Annotated in this window: 20 protein-coding genes, 2 pseudogenes and 1 CRISPR repeat array (1 of these 23 running past the window's edge); of the genes and pseudogenes, 17 read left to right on the top strand and 5 right to left on the bottom strand. The window is 40.0% G+C overall.

Translation table 11 applies throughout. From position 1 onward, the window contains the following. Positions 1 to 357: a CRISPR direct-repeat array (repeat unit 34 nt; unit sequence TTTAAACTTCTTCGGAAGTTGAATTAATGGAAAC) (it extends 180 nt beyond the left edge of the window). Between the two features lie 336 nt (positions 358 to 693). The 8 genes and pseudogenes from cas1 to NLP_RS34135 all read left to right on the top strand — a co-directional run bounded on the left by cas1 (position 694) and on the right by NLP_RS34135 (position 5,926). Next, the gene (cas1, locus tag NLP_RS12590; protein ID WP_104906692.1) at positions 694 to 1,737 is read left to right on the top strand and encodes a CRISPR-associated endonuclease Cas1; all 1,044 of its coding nucleotides are present in this window, start codon (positions 694 to 696) and stop codon (positions 1,735 to 1,737) included. 2 nt (positions 1,738 to 1,739) lie between these two features. Then, on the top strand, positions 1,740 to 2,018 hold the full coding sequence (gene cas2 / locus NLP_RS12585) for a CRISPR-associated endonuclease Cas2 (protein ID WP_104906691.1): 279 nt from the start codon (positions 1,740 to 1,742) through the stop codon (positions 2,016 to 2,018). Between the two features lie 638 nt (positions 2,019 to 2,656). Beyond that, positions 2,657 to 2,956: a hypothetical protein gene (locus NLP_RS12575; RefSeq protein ID WP_104906689.1), complete on the top strand. Its 300-nt coding sequence runs from the start codon at positions 2,657 to 2,659 to the stop codon at positions 2,954 to 2,956. Positions 2,957 to 3,093: 137 nt separating this feature from the next. Further along, positions 3,094 to 3,276 carry a hypothetical protein gene (locus NLP_RS12570; protein WP_104906688.1) on the top strand — a complete coding sequence of 61 codons (183 nt, stop codon included), beginning with the start codon at positions 3,094 to 3,096 and terminating at the stop codon, positions 3,274 to 3,276. 966 nt (positions 3,277 to 4,242) lie between these two features. Further along, a complete protein-coding gene (locus NLP_RS34145) occupies positions 4,243 to 4,953 on the top strand; it encodes a transposase (RefSeq protein WP_199784811.1) in 711 nt (236 codons plus the stop codon). A 33-nt stretch (positions 4,954 to 4,986) separates the two neighbouring features. Further along, a pseudogene (locus tag NLP_RS36065) lies at positions 4,987 to 5,358 on the top strand (hypothetical protein); the annotation flags it as partial. Positions 5,359 to 5,373: 15 nt separating this feature from the next. Beyond that, positions 5,374 to 5,748: a hypothetical protein gene (locus tag NLP_RS12560; protein ID WP_234017299.1), complete on the top strand. Its 375-nt coding sequence runs from the start codon at positions 5,374 to 5,376 to the stop codon at positions 5,746 to 5,748. Between the two features lies 1 nt (position 5,749). Next, complete coding sequence (locus NLP_RS34135; RefSeq protein WP_199784812.1) at positions 5,750 to 5,926, top strand: hypothetical protein; 177 nt, start codon at positions 5,750 to 5,752, stop codon at positions 5,924 to 5,926. A 52-nt stretch (positions 5,927 to 5,978) separates the two neighbouring features. Here NLP_RS34135 and NLP_RS12555 read toward each other — a convergent pair whose 3' ends face one another. Together NLP_RS12555 and NLP_RS12550 are read right to left on the bottom strand one after the other, a co-directional pair. Beyond that, on the bottom strand, positions 5,979 to 6,269 hold the full coding sequence (locus NLP_RS12555; RefSeq protein WP_104906687.1) for a hypothetical protein: 291 nt from the start codon (positions 6,267 to 6,269) through the stop codon (positions 5,979 to 5,981). A gap of 2 nt (positions 6,270 to 6,271) precedes the next feature. Continuing rightward, entirely contained in the window at positions 6,272 to 7,234 is a 963-nt protein-coding gene (locus NLP_RS12550; RefSeq protein WP_104906686.1) for a ParM/StbA family protein, read from the bottom strand. Between the two features lie 585 nt (positions 7,235 to 7,819). Between NLP_RS12550 and NLP_RS12545 the strand changes: the two genes are divergently transcribed. Next, complete coding sequence (locus NLP_RS12545) at positions 7,820 to 8,584, top strand: ParA family protein (protein ID WP_094353341.1); 765 nt, start codon at positions 7,820 to 7,822, stop codon at positions 8,582 to 8,584. Beyond that, positions 8,577 to 9,035: a hypothetical protein gene (locus tag NLP_RS12540; protein WP_104906685.1), complete on the top strand. Its 459-nt coding sequence runs from the start codon at positions 8,577 to 8,579 to the stop codon at positions 9,033 to 9,035. Before NLP_RS12545 ends, NLP_RS12540 begins: the two co-directional genes overlap by 8 nt. 363 nt (positions 9,036 to 9,398) lie before the next feature. Here NLP_RS12540 and NLP_RS12535 read toward each other — a convergent pair whose 3' ends face one another. Beyond that, on the bottom strand, positions 9,399 to 9,767 hold the full coding sequence (locus NLP_RS12535) for a transcriptional regulator (RefSeq protein ID WP_104906684.1): 369 nt from the start codon (positions 9,765 to 9,767) through the stop codon (positions 9,399 to 9,401). A gap of 283 nt (positions 9,768 to 10,050) precedes the next feature. Here NLP_RS12535 and NLP_RS12530 point away from each other — a divergent pair, with 283 nt between their 5' ends. Genes NLP_RS12530 through NLP_RS12515 form a run of 5 tightly spaced genes read left to right on the top strand, consistent with a single transcriptional unit; the run spans position 10,051 to position 13,520 of the window. Further along, positions 10,051 to 10,944, top strand: a complete 894-nt coding sequence (locus tag NLP_RS12530) for a MarR family transcriptional regulator (RefSeq protein WP_104906683.1) — start codon at positions 10,051 to 10,053, stop codon at positions 10,942 to 10,944. Next, positions 10,941 to 12,296 carry a replicative DNA helicase gene (dnaB, locus tag NLP_RS12525; protein ID WP_104906682.1) on the top strand — a complete coding sequence of 452 codons (1,356 nt, stop codon included), beginning with the start codon at positions 10,941 to 10,943 and terminating at the stop codon, positions 12,294 to 12,296. The genes NLP_RS12530 and dnaB overlap by 4 nt, the downstream gene beginning before the upstream one ends. After that, the gene (locus NLP_RS12520) at positions 12,259 to 13,062 is read left to right on the top strand and encodes a hypothetical protein (protein WP_104906681.1); all 804 of its coding nucleotides are present in this window, start codon (positions 12,259 to 12,261) and stop codon (positions 13,060 to 13,062) included. The genes dnaB and NLP_RS12520 overlap by 38 nt, the downstream gene beginning before the upstream one ends. Before the next feature lie 9 nt (positions 13,063 to 13,071). Continuing rightward, positions 13,072 to 13,185, top strand: coding sequence for a DUF5674 family protein (locus tag NLP_RS34870; protein WP_325034760.1), 114 nt, complete (start codon positions 13,072 to 13,074; stop codon positions 13,183 to 13,185). Then, positions 13,185 to 13,520: a hypothetical protein gene (locus NLP_RS12515; protein ID WP_104906680.1), complete on the top strand. Its 336-nt coding sequence runs from the start codon at positions 13,185 to 13,187 to the stop codon at positions 13,518 to 13,520. Before NLP_RS34870 ends, NLP_RS12515 begins: the two co-directional genes overlap by 1 nt. 9 nt (positions 13,521 to 13,529) lie before the next feature. Here NLP_RS12515 and NLP_RS36060 read toward each other — a convergent pair. After that, positions 13,530 to 13,901, bottom strand: a pseudogene (locus tag NLP_RS36060) (hypothetical protein); the annotation flags it as partial. Positions 13,902 to 13,934: 33 nt separating this feature from the next. Continuing rightward, entirely contained in the window at positions 13,935 to 14,645 is a 711-nt protein-coding gene (locus tag NLP_RS34125) for a transposase (protein WP_199784811.1), read from the bottom strand. Positions 14,646 to 15,149: 504 nt separating this feature from the next. On the opposite strand from NLP_RS34125, the gene NLP_RS12505 reads away from it, so the two are divergent. Both NLP_RS12505 and NLP_RS12500 read left to right on the top strand, forming a co-directional pair. After that, positions 15,150 to 15,509, top strand: coding sequence for a YciI family protein (locus NLP_RS12505; protein WP_012408899.1), 360 nt, complete (start codon positions 15,150 to 15,152; stop codon positions 15,507 to 15,509). A 35-nt stretch (positions 15,510 to 15,544) separates the two neighbouring features. Further along, positions 15,545 to 16,042 (top strand): VOC family protein, encoded by a 498-nt coding sequence (locus tag NLP_RS12500; protein WP_086762236.1) that lies wholly within the window; start codon positions 15,545 to 15,547, stop codon positions 16,040 to 16,042. Positions 16,043 to 16,091 lie beyond the last annotated feature (49 nt).

The raw sequence follows: 16,091 nt of genomic DNA, 5'->3' as shown, positions 1-16,091 counted from the left end.
TTGATAACTTCCTTCCAGAATGTATAAAACCAGATATTTAAACTTCTTCGGAAGTTGAATTAATGGAAACTTCAGAATGCGGGACACAAAATCTATGGTCATCTGCTCTTTAAACTTCTTCGGAAGTTGAATTAATGGAAACAATGTTGGACATGTCTGATTCCTTGGAGTTAATTTCTCTTTAAACTTCTTCGGAAGTTGAATTAATGGAAACCTTTTCTACCTGTACCTCTGTGTCCGAAAACAAGGGCTTTAAACTTCTTCGGAAGTTGAATTAATGGAAACCGAGTTGCTAAACAATTATTCTTGTTGAGAACAATTGCTTTAAACTTCTTCGGAAGTTGAATTAATGGAAACTTACTATTGGATGTGGCATTCTGCCAAAGTCTATTTTCCTTTAAACTTCTTCGGAAAATGAATTAGTTATAAATTACAGACCCCCGATTTGTTTGAGAAATCGGGGGTTTTGTTTTTTAAGCGAACATTATTTAGTATGGCTATATTCCCAGATTTTTAATTGTCTAACTTATATACAAACTTATATACAAACTTATATCCAAACTCCCTTTGTTATATATCAGGTTATATATCTATCTGAGAATATGTAATTAAGTAAGAAGTGCAACGAACAAAAAAAAGAACAGCCTTTTCTGTTTGAACTTTTTACCTTTAACCTTTTACTTAATTTCAACTATGTCCACAATTTATATCACCGAACAGGATGCAACCCTCCAAGTGCAACACCATTATTTAAAGGTGTTCCATCAACAAAAACAATGTATCAGTCTTCGGATTAATAACGTCAGCCAAATCATTCTCTTTGGTAACATCAGATTGTCAAAAGAAGTACTTCAGGTTGTAGTAGCTCATCAAATCCCAGTGCTTTATTTAACTGCAAATGGCAAATTCATCGGGAGATTAGAAAACACAGCACAACGCCAATATAAATATCTAACTTCTCAACGCCAACGCGCACGTAATGCAGAATTTAATCATGCTACTGCGGAAAGTATCATCTGGGCAAAATTGCACAATCAACATACCTTTGTGCAAAGTTGGACTCGTCATTACGCCGACTATACAACCAAGCGTGCATTAAATTACCTAACGTTGTTGATGGATAACTTACCACTAGCAACATCTCCTAATGAACTGCGCGAATATAGCGAAGAAGCAGATAAAGTTTACTACAGTGCTGTTACTTCGCTACTCAACTTTCACAATTCATGTTCACAGTTCAACCAAAAGCGCATTAATGGTTTTTTGAACCTGGGATATCAACTACTGCATCAATATATATACACCCTACTGGATACCACAGGACTTCATCCCGATTACGCAATTTTACACCGCGATTTAGATCGTGAGTTACCGTTAGCATGGGATTTTACCGCCGAATTTCGTGCTGCAATTGTTGATGACCTAGTATTAAATTTCGCCCGAAATTTTCCCCATACTAACGGAAACGGGAATGGAAATGGTAAAAGTCATCCACGAAGCATCCTCCAACATTTTCTTCAGCATTGGGAAGGAAAGTTACGTACCTTTATACTGCATCCTTACGCAGGAGAAATTAGCTACCGCCAGTGTATGGATTTACAAGTACGAGAATATCTTGCGTGTTTGCTGGGTAATGTGGACTATTACCGTCCCTTGGCTTTGAAATTTCACCCAGCCGATTCCAACCTCGCCAATATTACTGAACTCCAAAAAACACCGTTAACCCTGGTGAGGTAGAGATGTTCTATTTAGTATGCTACGACATTGTTAGCGATCGCCGTCGCAACAAAGTGGCTAAACTCCTAGAAGCTTACGGATTGCGGGTGCAAAAGTCGGTTTTTGAATGTGTATTAGATGAAAACCAGTACACAACTCTATCTAAATATCTTGTTCGATTAGTAAACAAACGCGAAGACCAAGTACGATTCTATCCGATGTCTGCACATACTCGTTGCAAAATCGCAGTTTTGGGTACGCAACCGCAGTTGGTAATTGACGACGCGGCGTATATTGTCTAATTCGGAATTTTCACCAAGATTTCACCCTACTAAAAAGACCAATATGAACGCTCCACGCGCTCCACCGGCAAGAGTGAAACATCTCCACGCTTTCGGTCAAGTTTGGATATTCGGAAACTATTGAATGCAGATTCCAGCTATCAAATTCCGTTTAGTTTTTACTTCCAAAGTTCAAAAAAAACTTGAGACCTTACCCTCTTCAGACCGCAAGCAATATAAAAAGGCTTTTGAATGTTTTGCTCAATATGGCCCGACCTATCGGAGTTTGAGAACGCATCGATATCGCTGCAAAGATAGTGATATTTGGAGTTCTTCCGCATCGATGACGAAACGATTTTACTGGCGTTACATGGAGAAAATAAGTATTGAAGTAACACACATAGATTCACATTAAACCAATTCGCAATTCGCAATGGGCTTCGCCCCGCTGCGCTAACGCAATTCGCAATTACGTTTTGTGTTAGCGAGTTTGTGAGCGTCCGGGGATTTAGCTTAGGTATCAAAACCCGCTGCCTATATTGCTGGGGACTTAAACCCCCAAAGTTTGTTAATGAAGTCAAAAGTCAAAGCATTTTCAAGCCAAGGCTTTTGGCTTTTTACCTTCTCTCCTTTTACCTTTTTACTTTTTACTTATTCTTATGCCCAACCCTCGTCCATTACAAATGCGAGATTTACGGCTAATTTCAATGTACAGCAATTGGGAATTTGGCATGACACCACAGCAATTCTATTCTAAATGGGCAGTTAGTTATGAGCAAATAGCTCTGATATGCTCTCGTTCTGATTCCACAGTTAGGGGCTGGTTTAGAAATGGGCGTAACCGACGCTATCCAACACGTAATGATTTACTTCATCTAGGATTGATGGATTTCTTGCTGGAACATTACGAGGAGATTCCTGAACATATACAAGGCTTGTTGCGTTTTGCTGCTTCATAGTGTTTTGCATCCACATAAGTACTCGATTGTCAATATCTTCTAGACCTGTTTTGATGTCTATCTCCTAAACTAATGTGAATTTGGGCAATTGAAAAATACATTATTCATACAAATTTCAGCAATTGTAGGAGATTATTATGACCTATTTTGAGCAACTACATCCGTGGTGCATAATTCGTAAATTATCTAGCAAGGATAGCAAAGTTATAGCGAGATTCCGTCGCCATAATGACGCAACTGCTTATCTACAAGTGCTGCAAAAACAAATGGCTAATGTAAAGTTGGTGGTGAAATTTAATTCCCCGACTGAAATTGCTTGACTTCATCAGAAGTCGAATTAATGGAAACATTGGCATTTTATCCCCGCCAAACGTGTCAAACCTCCAGTTACAAATCATAACTGGAGGTTTTCTAGTTTTTCGTCAGATACTTATCGATATCTGAAACACCTATAATATTCACTAATCAATGAAAGTGGTTACTTGAGAAGGCGATCGCAGATCGTGAATGTATAAGTATAGATTATGCCGACACAGATAGCGATCGCCCAAGTATTCTTTCAAAAAATTATCTTGGAGGAGTTAGAACTTTATATAAACATTTAGACACAATGGGTGCGCGAAACTCTGCTGCAAGGACAAGCGAGAAATGACAAATAAAAAAAGCTGATTACTTTCTCAAAATGCCTGTTTGCTTTCTCATTTTAGTGTTTTGGGCAAGCAAAAAGGCATATTGCTTACTCAAAATGCTTAATTGCTTACTTATAAAACCTCGCGGGATGCGGGAAACTCAGTGGCTTCAGAGAAAGAGAGTGTCAATTATCCGATGACCAAAAATCACGAAAAATTAGGATAAAACTGTTGCCCCTTATCTGTTCGACAAACTTCATATAACTTTACAAAAAATAAATATAAGTTATATGTATTTTTGCGTAATTATTTCTTTAGGTAGGGAAGTATATTTTGAGTGCCTTAAAAATTTACTTGGTAAAACAAGAAAAATCAACTACAGCCTAAAATCTCAATAAGATAGCTATTTTCAACGTATACTCATATCTTGCACCTGATAAAAACTCTCAGTATTAGTCAATAACAAGAAAATAAAAGTAACATCTAAAAATTGAGCTTCTACGTTTTGCATTAGTATAATAAACTACATTTAGTATCAAAATATATACAAATGACATATACAAAGATGGGAATAATGTCATCTGCATAAAGATATTTTTATATGTTCGTAAAAAATGAGAGAAAAGGGCGTAGATAACATAAATAACAGCAAGAAATATGGAAACCATTCTTGCCCACGCCCATACCCTAATGTATACGATTCTGGCATTGATGCCTAGCCGTTATCAACGAGACAACTTGGAAGCAATGTTAGGGCTGTTTCTAGCAGCAGACGGAAAACCTTTGCCACACTACAGTAAATCCAAATCTGAAAGTGCTTTAAGTAGATTTTTGAATACCTATAAATGGCCTACTCGCAAGCTAATTCGCCATCTTCGCCAACAGGCAATTGAGCAAGTTAACAGTCATTGTCCATTGGGAAGAAAAGCGTTTCTACAAGTAATAATTGACCTGACAACTTTAGAGAAATGTGGTCAATTTAAAGCATTTAAAAATCTAATAACCGTTTACAACGGGAAACGAGGCTTGCATATAGTAGTTTTATATTTGGTAGTTGGACAATGGCGTATACCCTGGAATTTTCGTGTCTGGAGAGGTAAAGGGACGGCTAGTCCGTCTCAAATAGCATTACGAATGGTACGTCATTTACCCAAAGATTTAACCAAACGATTTCGGGTAAAAATTCTCGCTGATACTGCTTTTGGTACTAAGGATTTTATCAACAATCTTCGGAAACTAAAATATCATGCTGTTATTGGTATTGGTTGTAATCGCAAGTTGGTTAATGGTTATCCAGTTAAACTTCTACATCGTCGAGGACAACAAGTCCGACTTGTTGGATTAGATTTCCCTGTTACTCTTTCTTAGTATTACTTCAAACGCGATAATGGTCAGTTTGTTAAAAGATATGTTATCTCTACACAACCTCTTAAAGCCAGTACTATTTCCTGGTGGGGTAAACGCCGTTGGAAAATTGAAGGTTGGTTTAAAACTGCTAAATATCGCTTTGGTTTAGATAGATTTGGACAAGGTACTCTTTTAGGAATTTATCGTTGGTTAGTCTTGTCTATTACTGCCTATTTATTAGCATATTGGACGTATCTTTCATCCTGTTTCCCTGATTCTTTAGACTGGGGTCAAGCTGCTTTCCTTGCACTATCTACTTTTTTACCTCATTTAGTCTTGTCTTTATTGCTACTAGACATTGAACGGCTTCGGCCCTTAGCACTTAGTCATGGAATTGACATTACTATTTCCAGGTGCAAGATATGAGATGATATCTTTTTTGTGGATTTACCCCATGAAGGGGCAAGATATGAAGTTTTCAATCTACATCTAGCTAAGTATTTTCCAGGGTTTCGAGACAATAACTCACCTTGGAGTGATGATCAATGGCGTAGACTTTTGGCTGAATATCGCATTTGCAGTCCAGCAGAAATTGGTAATGCAGTCCGTCGTTGTGCCGAGGAGGCTTTTTATCAAGGTAGACCAGGGGAAATTGAGTTTGAGGATTTGCTGAAACAGCGACAAGAATTTACTCCAGCTATGGAGCGAGAGTCAGAACAGATACAAGCAATTCGCAATCAGGCTATTTATGCTAAACCTGTGGCTAGTCTGGATGTTTCTCGATTTGCTTATCAGCATCGGGAGTTATTTGGGTGATATGAGTGGAATTTTTGAAATTCAGCTTGTGTCGGATTTTAAAATGCCGATGGTAGAAGTATGGTTGGGATTATTGCTGGGTGGGTTTACATTAGAACAACGTGGTAATTTTTATCACAACCAAAATGTCTGGGTGAAAAGCTCTTTAACTTCGACTGGTGACATCCTTGGGCGCTGACTCTGAGACTACAGCACCGGCTGACCAACCTCACGGGAGCCCTGTATTTCCCTTACAAATCAAAATCAAGGCTGAAGGTTTGGTCATCAGAATCCTCTGGTTTAGAGTCTGTAGATAGCTCTTTAGTCGGCTGAACAAGTTGGTTTGACTCAGTATTAATCGGGGTGAAAGCTACTTGTTGAGTAGGGAATGTACCCTTTCTGAAAGCAAAATAACAATCAATGATAAAGTAAAGCGTCTCTAGGTAACTTTTACCTAATTGCTGTGATTCTGCAAATATCCGCTCACGGTAGCTATCTTTGATCCGAACTTTTTCCGGTGTCAAATCTTGTTTGTCTGCCATTGTTATAACTTCCCAGATGTGGTTGTTGGATTCTTGCTCATAATGGTTTTTGCCATTTCTAGAAGCCCAAAAACATTAGCTTCCACTGGATTATCCAAAATTTTGAAACCGTTCTTTTCTAAAAGCTTCTTAAATCCTGGTAACAGACACCCTCCACCAATCGCCCAAATTTCATCCCCTTGGTGCTTGGCATCAAGTGTCAAATTCAACACTTTCTTCAAGTATTTTTCATACCAATCTTTCAAACAAGCACTATATATATCTTTAATATCGATGTCACGGCTGTACTTGGTATGTCCCATTTCCAGACAAAATCGGATTTTGGAGGCATCTCCGATTTTTCCCCCATTTAGATGTTTCATTTTTTGGGAAATATCATCGATTAGAACTTCTACACCAATGGGGTAGGCGGTGTGAACTTCTCGCTTCCCCTGGTTATAACGAGAATACAGAGTCGTTCCATTGCCAAAGTCTAAAATGGTTAATTTTTTCGGTAGTTGATGCCCAAACAATGCACCCATCCCCTCTAGCACAATTTTCAGCACTTCTACTTTCACCTCTGATTGTTTACCAGCAAGTATTGGCTGATATTCCCCACTTAGTACTTTTTGCAATTCGTCAGCCAGACCTACATCATGTAAGCTGACGACTAATTTTAAGTGCCAAGCCTTACGGTGTGGTAGATGTGCCAATGCACCCAATAATGTCAACAACGCATTATTGACTTTGTTTTCATTGTTATCCGTGTTCCGGTCAAAATGATAACCTGTACGGAAAGCTGATTCTCCGACTGTGTAAGCAGTGCCGTTAAAAACTACTCGTCCGGGTACATCTTCCATCTCGGCATTGGTTATATAGCTGGGGACACGAACTACTTCAAAGCCATCGACTAAAAGTTTTAGGCTTCCATAACCGTTATCAAAGCCAGCAGGAAAAATTTTTTGTAAGGTATGAATATTCGACATTGGGGGAAAGGTAATACGGTTCAATTTGTAAAAGTTATCAGTTGAGAAGATATGGGGGAGCAGAGGAGAGAAGAATAAAATGACTACCTCTTTTTTCTCCAGCCTCAAGAGCTTATCATACCCCCTTGGGGGCTAAGTGGGGTATAAAGTGTTCAACAGTCAAGTGTACCCTATAAAACACCCATACATACCCTAAATAGGGGTCAAATACTCATCGAAGCCCTGAATCATTTTTGGGGTACATATAGCCCCTATGTAGCCCCCGTCAGCATTTTTGAAGTTTTATTTTATTCAAAAAACAAAACTGGTTTACTAGATTGCATTATTATACAATTTAGTTATTTTTGAATGACTAAATTCAGTCTTGACTAAAATCAGCAACAAGTAAACGGGACAAAAATCTATTTTTACAACTATCTTCTCGAAGAGTAGGACTTTTTGAGAGCTAAAGTAATGACTAAATAACGTTAGTTACAATTTAGTCATTTGTAAATGACTAAATTACATAATGACTAAATAACTTAAAAACAACATTATGCATTATGATATTGACTAATTTACACAATGCTGCTGGTAGTCAGTAAAATGTTAATTCTTACTTGTGCATCCTTGTCCGGTGGCCAGGGAAAAACAACTGTTGCAATCTTGTTGGGTAGAATGCTTGCTCAAACAGGACAGCGTGTACTGATGATTGATGCCGATCCCCAAGCGAACCTAACTTTTTACCTGGGACACGAAGTTCAGCAGAATCAACCCACGCTTCTAGAAGTTCTCAAAAAACAGATAAATACTGAAGACGGTATTTACGAAATCGGAGAAAACCTATGGTTAATTCCTGCTGATGATGGATTAGATAATGCTCAAGAATTTTTGTCTGGGAGCGGTATGGGAGCTATTGTTCTAAGCAAACGCTTAAAAGAGGTATCAGATTTATTCCAATACTGCATTGTCGATGCGCCACCTCAGCGATCGCAAATCTGCCTTACATCGTTGGGGGCAGCTGACCATATCATCATTCCTGTAGAAGCATCATCCAAAGGTGTAAATTCTCTCATCCGAACTCTGAGTTTAGTTGAGGAGCTTCAAGAAATTGATGCTTTTTCAGGGATAGTGCTTGGCATCTTGCCATTCAGAGATAAATGGGTAGGTAATAACCAAGTCGCACAAAGTAAGGCGAGTATCAGTGCAATGCGAACAATTGCCGAAGAAATAGTCGTTTTACCTTCAATTTTAGAATCTGAACAATTTAAAAAGGCGATAGATAAAGGTGTAAGTTTGTCCTCTCTAGGCTTTGAACAACTCGAAACTCCCTTCCAACAAATTATCGAGAGGTTACAAAAGAATGTCTGATGTTTTTGAGCGCCTTAAGAAAAAGACACGTCCAAGTGTTCCAGCACGGGATACAACACTTGTGAAAGTACAACATGATAACTTACTAAATGACGAAATTACTGAATTTAGTCATTTACCTGAAAAACCAAAACCAGATTTAGATAGTGAGGAAGTTATAAACGATAAGGTAAGCACTTCTAATCAAGAAGAGCAGTTAGAGTTACCGCAGATCATCAGGCGAACAATCAGGTTAGAACAGGACATTGATACCAAGCTAGATACGTTTTGCAATGTAAATAAAATTACTAGAGATACTTTCCTAGAAGGTGCATTTATCGTCTGCTCAGAAAATGAGGAATTATTGCAACAGGTACTAAACCAAGCTAGAAAACGTTATCAACAGCGTAAACAAGCTGGTGAACAACGCAAATTTCAGACATTGGCTAAGAAAATCAACGTTAACGATTAAGTTAACCCTAATCTATCCGTGGGAGGTTAAGGTAATTGCACTAATATGGGGTAAATATAGCGTAGCTGACACTAGGGGCAAGATAGGCTAAAAGTATTCCTGTATAAGCTTTTGAGTATCGCTTTTAGATAAATCAACCAAGCCTTGTTTGCTTCTTGTTAGACAAGACTATAACGAAAGAATAAGGGTTTCAGTCCTGTCATTAGCATACTACAAACCTTTGTTTTAGGTAAAATTGTACTATCTTGCCCCTGGTGTCAGTTACGCTATATCTGCCCCAATATCTGGAATATTTGCAACTTGGTGGATAATTCCTCTTAGTTAAATCCTATAATCCTATTGCGAACGGTGAGCTATAAAGCTTTAAGTAAGGAACTGCACTGGATCTGTAGCCTCACGGCTGTTATTCACAAAAATATCAGCAATTAGTCGTAAAACTTCAGCTTGTTCTTCTGGAGGTGCTTCAGCAATCAGCGATCGCAGGCTAATTCCTGGTCTCTGACCAAATAACTCAGATAAATACCATACCCTAGCTTCTACCGGAATAGCCAAAAGTAGCGATATTAGTTTTGATGCTCCTAGATCCGCCTTCCCGCGACGAAAGCGGGATAACATTACTTCCGACACTTTAGCCTGTTCAGCAGTTTTCTTCGCTTCCAAATTGAAGCGATTCATCATCTCATCGAATAACTGCTGATAACTTTGAGTTTTTTCTGATACAAAACTTTGCATTGCTTTGCTAATTATACTTAAGTTTAACGGTTATACTATTTGATGTTTGATGAAACAACAACGATGATGTATACCCTAATCTTACCAAACTCTTGCTAGGAGTGCTTTTTTCCAGACATATCTTTAATCTTCAGATTACTAGCATAGCCATCAAATAAATGCCTTGTCACGATTGAATATAAAAGTTCGTTGACTAAGTGTTAATGATGGACACCTAAAAAATTAGTCTCTATCCCAACGGATCGAGGTGAAATTTTGTCTTTTCATTTGTATTAGCAAAATTGTGACACAACCAAATTCAAAAATTCAGGGACGTTTCTATCCACTTCAGCATGAAGAATGGCTGAAAGCCTGCCGTGAACTCACACCAGCACAGAGGGATATCCTCTACTACATCCGAACCATTGATCCTTATAACCAAGGGATTGACATCAATGCCGCCGAGGTAGCTCGTAAGCTGTCAGCACCAGAGCGGATAGTCCACAGGCAAACTGTAAGCCGCGCTCTCAAGGAATTGGACGCAAAGGGATTCATTGATCTAGAGCTATTGCAAGTCAGAACCAAGGTGAAGCCAAAGGGATTATGGTGCAATCACACACCCGAATTTATTGAAGACACCGATGGTGTGATGATGCACCCAAGGTGTGATGACGCACCCGAATTTATTGAAGACACCGATGGTGTGATGACGTACCCAAGGTGTGATGACGCACCGAGCGCGATCGCCACACACCACGCTGGATCACCACGCACCACGATGGATCATGACGCACCATGCGCGATCGCCACGCACCATGCGGAGGCTGAAAGCCTTGCGGAGAGAGAATTTCACAACTCTAAGATCAATAAGAATTATTTAGACTTTATAAAGACTCTCTCAGAAGACGAGCGAGCGAATTTTTTGGAATTTTGTGAGGAAAAAACCAAAAATCTTAGCCAGCCAGTGAATGACATTGAGGCTTGGTTAGCTCACAAGAACAAAGCCGGAAGAAATCGCTGGGAGGTTTATTACGAAAAATATCTGGCTTCAAAACAGGTACAAGCCAAAAAAACTGAAACAAAAAATGCTCGAGACGAATTCCGCCGAGAAATCGAGGAACGGCAGCGACAGGCTCAAAAAGCTTGGGAAGAGTCGCAAAGGCAAAATCTCGCTCTTGATACTGGCGGTGAGACATGATTGATAAATTGCCACCCCAAAACATCGAAGCGGAAGAGGCGATTTTAGGCGGTATCATGCTTGATCCAGAAGCAATCGGTAGGGTGAGCGATCGCCTTATTCCCGAAGCCTTTTACATTAGCGCCCATAAAGATATCTATCAAACCGCGCAGCGCCTTCATTGCTCTGGTAAACCCACTGATTTACTCACAGTTACAGCTTGGCTTACTGACCACGATTTGCTAGTCCGTATCGGCGGCAGAAATAAATTAGCAACTCTGGTAGACCGCACAGTGTCAGCTGTCAACATTGACGCTTTAGCCGAGTTGGTAATGGACAAATTCGCGCGTAGACAGTTAATCAAGGCTGGAAATGAAATTGTACATCTGGGTTATGAGACAGAAACTGAGTTACCACAAATCCTTGACCAATCAGAACAGAAAATTTTCCAATTATCTAATCAAACCCTATCTTCAGACACTGAACACAACAGCACGATTAACGTTGCTGCTTACGAGGATTTAAATTCAGGAAACCCCATTTACCCTACAGGACTTCATGAACTCGATAATTTGATGGTGGGATTTGAAAGCGGCACACTCACCATAGTTGCGGGTAGGCCATCAATGGGTAAGTCCCAGATCGCCTTGTTTTTGGCTCTCCAAATTATACTACTCCACAATCTACCTGTGGTCATCTTCTCCTTGGAGATGACAAAGAAACAATTGGAGTACAGGCTGTGGAGTTTAATTAGTATTACCAACGCCTATAAGCATTTAGAGTTAACGCCACTAAAAAGCGATCGCATCCGCAGACATCGCTCAGGTAATAAACCCCTAGCAGACTGGGAATTTACAAGCATTGCCAAAATCGTCGGTGTTGCTTCAGAATTACCGCTGTACATGAATGACTCAAGGGGCATCACCGTTTCACAAATTGCGTCAGAATGCCGTCAAATTAAGGCCAAAGAGGGAAAACTGGGGTTAGTTGTAGTTGATTACCTGCAAATGATGGCAGAGGATTCTGGTGGCAACCGGAGTTATGAACTAGGTGACGTGGCACGGGGACTTTACAAAATGGCTGGAGATTTAGATGTTCCTGTGTTGGCACTTTCTCAAATCTCTAGGGGAGTTGAGGGCAGACAGAATAAGCGCCCAATGATGAGCGACCTTAGCCAGTCAGGAATTTTAGAAATGGTGGCAGACAATATTATTCTCGCTTACCGCGATGAGTACTACAACCCAGACACTACAGACCAAGGAATATTAGAGCTAATCATGGCTAAAGCACGGCACGGTGAAACAGGTACAGCAACGGTATTTTTTGACAAGTCCTATGGAATTATCCAGAATTTGCGCTCCAGAAATATTTGAGTCCTCAAACTGCTGTCAAAACCATCCGCCTCCTGTATCGGAATTTTTACTGGGGGGTATTGATAATAGCCCTAGTAAAAACTTTGAACAAATAGAAATACCCCCAAGTATTGACAACCCTAGTAAAAACTCTGAACAAATAGAGATACCCCTAAGTATTGACAACCCTAGTAAAAAGCGCAGAAATTGGGGTGAGGGTAACGGCACTATTTATTGGCGCACCATTACTAGGGGTGGAAAGGACTATCCCCAGGCTTATTATCATTGGCAGGAAAAAGGGAGCAAAAAGACCAAGTACATTCCCAAGTATTTGCTTGGGGATATTCAAGAAGCAGAGTTCAAGAAGCGCCCAATTAGAGAAATTTTGACATTACTGGGTGTTGTACCTAGCCCTAGTAAAAACACATTACTGGGGGATATCGAAAATAACCCTAGTAAAACTAGACGACACAAAGAAATACCCCCCAGTAAAAATAACCCTAGTAACGATGTCGAACAGTCAGAGATAACCCCCAGTAAAAATAACCCTAGTAAAACTAGACGACACAAAGGATTAGGTAGTGGCTCCATTCAGTGGAAAACCATCACCCTTCACGGCAAAGATTATCCCCAAGCTTGGTATCACTATGAGTTTTGGAAGGATGGCGATCGCCTGGTTAAAAAGTGCAAGTATATTCCAAAACGACTATTAAGCAGAATAGAGAAGCTAGAAGCAGATAAAGCGCCAGTTAGAGATATTTTGTCAGTATTGCGAGTAAAATTATAGAAAAACTTCATAAAAATCATCAACATTCGCCCAAGCCAGAATAACCGTAGTATGATAATACAGTCTAACCAAATTCGAGAACAAGTTAGCCAAATTACCAAGCAATTGCTAGGAAGATTGTAATGCCTAACTGGAGTGCAATTGAAGCGAGTTTTTTACGTCAATCCCACGCGCAACAATTAGGAGAATTGGCAGCTAGTTTGGCACGCCTTAACTCTTGGTCACAAAAGAGTGCAATTCGTGAATTAGTTCCAATATTGTTGTCAGAAAGTTTGTTGTACGTGTCTTTAATACAACAAAAAAGTGAAATTAATAATGTTGAATTAAATCAACTCCAAGACTTATTACAAAACTGGATCAATGTTTGGGACAAATCAATGGAAATTACAGATATTGCATCTGTTGCGTCTACTTGGTCACAGCGAGTATTGGAGATGTCGGGTTTGCTAGCTTCTTAAATCGTTGACTCATATCTTGCACCTGGAAATAGTAATGTCAATTCCATGACTAAGTGCTAAGGGCCGAAGCCGTTCAATGTCTAGTAGCAATAAAGACAAGACTAAATGAGGTAAAAAAGTAGATAGTGCAAGGAAAGCAGCTTGACCCCAGTCTAAAGAATCAGGGAAACAGGATGAAAGATACGTCCAATATGCTAATAAATAGGCAGTAATAGACAAGACTAACCAACGATAAATTCCTAAAAGAGTACCTTGTCCAAATCTATCTAAACCAAAGCGATATTTAGCAGTTTTAAACCAACCTTCAATTTTCCAACGGCGTTTACCCCACCAGGAAATAGTACTGGCTTTAAGAGGTTGTGTAGAGATAACATATCTTTTAACAAACTGACCATTATCGCGTTTGAAGTAATACTAAGAAAGAGTAACAGGGAAATCTAATCCAACAAGTCGGACTTGTTGTCCTCGACGATGTAGAAGTTTAACTGGATAACCATTAACCAACTTGCGATTACAACCAATACCAATAACAGCATGATATTTTAGTTTCCGAAGATTGTTGATAAAATCCTTAGTACCAAAAGCAGTATCAGCGAGAATTTTTACCCGAAATCGTTTGGTTAAATCTTTGGGTAAATGACGTACCATTCGTAATGCTATTTGAGACGGACTAGCCGTCCCTTTACCTCTCCAGACACGAAAATTCCAGGGTATACGCCATTGTCCAACTACCAAATATAAAACTACTATATGCAAGCCTCGTTTCCCGTTGTAAACGGTTATTAGATTTTTAAATGCTTTAAATTGACCACATTTCTCTAAAGTTGTCAGGTCAATTATTACTTGTAGAAACGCTTTTCTTCCCAATGGACAATGACTGTTAACTTGCTCAATTGCCTGTTGGCGAAGATGGCGAATTAGCTTGCGAGTAGGCCATTTATAGGTATTCAAAAATCTACTTAAAGCACTTTCAGATTTGGATTTACTGTAGTGTGGCAAAGGTTTTCCGTCTGCTGCTAGAAACAGCCCTAACATTGCTTCCAAGTTGTCTCGTTGATAACGGCTAGGCATCAATGCCAGAATCGTATACATTAGGGTATGGGCGTGGGCAAGAATGGTTTCCATATTTCTTGCTGTTATTTATGTTATCTACGCCCTTTTCTCTCATTTTTTACGAACATATAAAAATATCTTTATGCAGATGACATTATTCCCATCTTTGTATATGTCATTTGTATATATTTTGATACTAAATGTAGTTTATTATACTAATGCAAAACGTAGAAGCTCAATTTTTAGATGTTACTTTTATTTTCTTGTTATTGACTAATACTGAGAGTTTTTATCAGGTGCAAGATATGAGTAGCGCAGCGTTAGCGACGCAGGAGCGTCTGGGGTTTTAAACCCGTTTATTCATCCACCAGTCGCACAGAATTCAATTCTGAATTCTGGCTCCTGACTCCTGAATTCTGTTTGATAAAGAATTTTGGGCAAGGTGTCGATTTGAGCAATTGCCGTTCGACTGACTGATAAAGGGAGATAAAGTTCAATTGTACTAGACAAAATTTTTGCACTCAGGTGTCGATTTGGACAATTCCCGTTCGACTTAATCACAAAGGAGGCAACCGAATGAAATATTTGCTGCTGATTTATATGGACGAAAACGCCATGAGCGACACCGAGCGGGAGCATTGCTATGGGGAATCTGCCCAACTCGCCCAGGACTTGCATACTCAAGGACAATTTCTGGCGACGGCTCCACTCCATCCTGTTGCAACCGCAACCAGTGTCCAAGTCCGTGATGGCAAATCACTCGTGACCGATGGACCATTTGCCGAAACCCGCGAACAATTGGGTGGATTCTTCCTCGTTAATGCTCAGGATTTGGATGAAGCCATTGCGATCGCCACCCGCATCCCAGGTGCAAAAGTCGGCACCGTCGAAATCCGTCCTGTCATCGAAGTTGCGGGACTACCAGCACAGCCCTGACCGTCCTTAACCGCTTGAACTCAAGGAGAACCCTCATGCAAAACAATTCCAAAATCACTCCCTGTTTATGGTTTGATGATCAAGCCGAAGCCGCCGCTCAGTTTTATACGTCGATTTTTCGCAATTCCAAAATTGTCCACGTCAGTCGATATGGAGACGCTGGACAAGAAATTCACGGAAAACCAGCCGGAGCCGTCATGACTGTCAGCTTTGAACTTGATGGTCAGCCGTTCACAGCACTCAACGGTGGCCCGACCTTCAAATTTAACGAGGCGATTTCCTTCCAAATCTTTTGCGATACCCAGGCGGACGTGGACGATTACTGGCAAAAATTGTCTGCCGGTGGGGATGAAACCGCACAGCAATGCGGCTGGCTCAAAGACAAATACGGCGTCTCCTGGCAAATTATTCCTCGCATTCTGATTGAGTTACTCAACCACCCCGACGCGGCAACCTCTCAAAAAGTGACCACTACCATGCTGCAAATGAAGAAGATCGAGATTGATGAACTCAAGCGTGTCGCTGCTGATTAGCGGTTCCTTCAAAGTTGCGCTTTGCGCTAATCAGCACACCCAACCCCTG

The sequence above is a fragment of the Nostoc sp. 'Lobaria pulmonaria (5183) cyanobiont' genome (assembly GCF_002949795.1).
GTDB lineage: Bacteria > Cyanobacteriota > Cyanobacteriia > Cyanobacteriales > Nostocaceae > Nostoc.
This window is presented reverse-complemented; position numbering and strand designations above follow the sequence as displayed.

Excerpts from the sequence above, each read along its gene's own strand:
- NLP_RS34135 (WP_199784812.1), top strand. The coding sequence starts at position 5,750 with ATGAGTGGAATTTTTGAAATTCAGCTTGTGTCGGATTTTAAAATGCCG.
- dnaB (WP_104906682.1), top strand. The coding sequence starts at position 10,941 with ATGATTGATAAATTGCCACCCCAAAACATCGAAGCGGAAGAGGCGATT.
- NLP_RS34125 (WP_199784811.1), bottom strand. The coding sequence starts at position 14,645 with ATGGAAACCATTCTTGCCCACGCCCATACCCTAATGTATACGATTCTG.
- NLP_RS12575 (WP_104906689.1), top strand. The coding sequence starts at position 2,657 with ATGCCCAACCCTCGTCCATTACAAATGCGAGATTTACGGCTAATTTCA.
- NLP_RS12550 (WP_104906686.1), bottom strand. The coding sequence starts at position 7,234 with ATGTCGAATATTCATACCTTACAAAAAATTTTTCCTGCTGGCTTTGAT.
- NLP_RS12520 (WP_104906681.1), top strand. The coding sequence starts at position 12,259 with ATGGAATTATCCAGAATTTGCGCTCCAGAAATATTTGAGTCCTCAAAC.
- NLP_RS12570 (WP_104906688.1), top strand. The coding sequence starts at position 3,094 with ATGACCTATTTTGAGCAACTACATCCGTGGTGCATAATTCGTAAATTA.
- cas1 (WP_104906692.1), top strand. The coding sequence starts at position 694 with ATGTCCACAATTTATATCACCGAACAGGATGCAACCCTCCAAGTGCAA.
- NLP_RS34145 (WP_199784811.1), top strand. The coding sequence starts at position 4,243 with ATGGAAACCATTCTTGCCCACGCCCATACCCTAATGTATACGATTCTG.
- NLP_RS12545 (WP_094353341.1), top strand. The coding sequence starts at position 7,820 with ATGTTAATTCTTACTTGTGCATCCTTGTCCGGTGGCCAGGGAAAAACA.
- NLP_RS12515 (WP_104906680.1), top strand. The coding sequence starts at position 13,185 with ATGCCTAACTGGAGTGCAATTGAAGCGAGTTTTTTACGTCAATCCCAC.
- NLP_RS12500 (WP_086762236.1), top strand. The coding sequence starts at position 15,545 with ATGCAAAACAATTCCAAAATCACTCCCTGTTTATGGTTTGATGATCAA.
- NLP_RS12555 (WP_104906687.1), bottom strand. The coding sequence starts at position 6,269 with ATGGCAGACAAACAAGATTTGACACCGGAAAAAGTTCGGATCAAAGAT.
- cas2 (WP_104906691.1), top strand. The coding sequence starts at position 1,740 with ATGTTCTATTTAGTATGCTACGACATTGTTAGCGATCGCCGTCGCAAC.
- NLP_RS12505 (WP_012408899.1), top strand. The coding sequence starts at position 15,150 with ATGAAATATTTGCTGCTGATTTATATGGACGAAAACGCCATGAGCGAC.
- NLP_RS12535 (WP_104906684.1), bottom strand. The coding sequence starts at position 9,767 with ATGCAAAGTTTTGTATCAGAAAAAACTCAAAGTTATCAGCAGTTATTC.
- NLP_RS12540 (WP_104906685.1), top strand. The coding sequence starts at position 8,577 with ATGTCTGATGTTTTTGAGCGCCTTAAGAAAAAGACACGTCCAAGTGTT.